This window comes from Psychrobacter sp. GW64-MNA-CIBAN-0177 (genome assembly GCF_040309585.1).
Taxonomy (GTDB): domain Bacteria; phylum Pseudomonadota; class Gammaproteobacteria; order Pseudomonadales; family Moraxellaceae; genus Psychrobacter; species Psychrobacter okhotskensis.
In genome coordinates, this window is the sequence record NZ_JBEOOY010000183.1 from 1 (window position 1) to 278 (window position 278).

Below are 278 nucleotides of genomic sequence, written 5' to 3' on the forward strand. Positions count from 1 at the left end.
GATTAATTTCGATAATGCATTAGGTGTTCACCAATATTCTTTGGGCATTCGAGCTCAAAGAGCAGAAGTAATTTCAAGTAATATCGCCAATGCCAATACTCCTCATTATAAAGCTCAAGATGTTAATTTTGCTGCTGCCATGAAATCGGCAAGCTCGCATCAACAGGGCTTGAGTATGAGTCAAACCACAGACAAACATTTTGATTTAACGGCGTTAAGTCAACAACATGTTCAATATCGTATACCAAATCAGGCCGATACTGGCGATGGTAATACCG

General features: G+C 39.6%; 1 protein-coding gene. It reads left to right on the top strand.

Going from position 1 to position 278, the window contains the following annotated elements; translation table 11 throughout:
* On the top strand, window positions 1–278 hold a 278-nt coding region (gene flgB, locus AAEY79_RS14700; RefSeq protein ID WP_407074207.1), incomplete at both ends, for a flagellar basal body rod protein FlgB.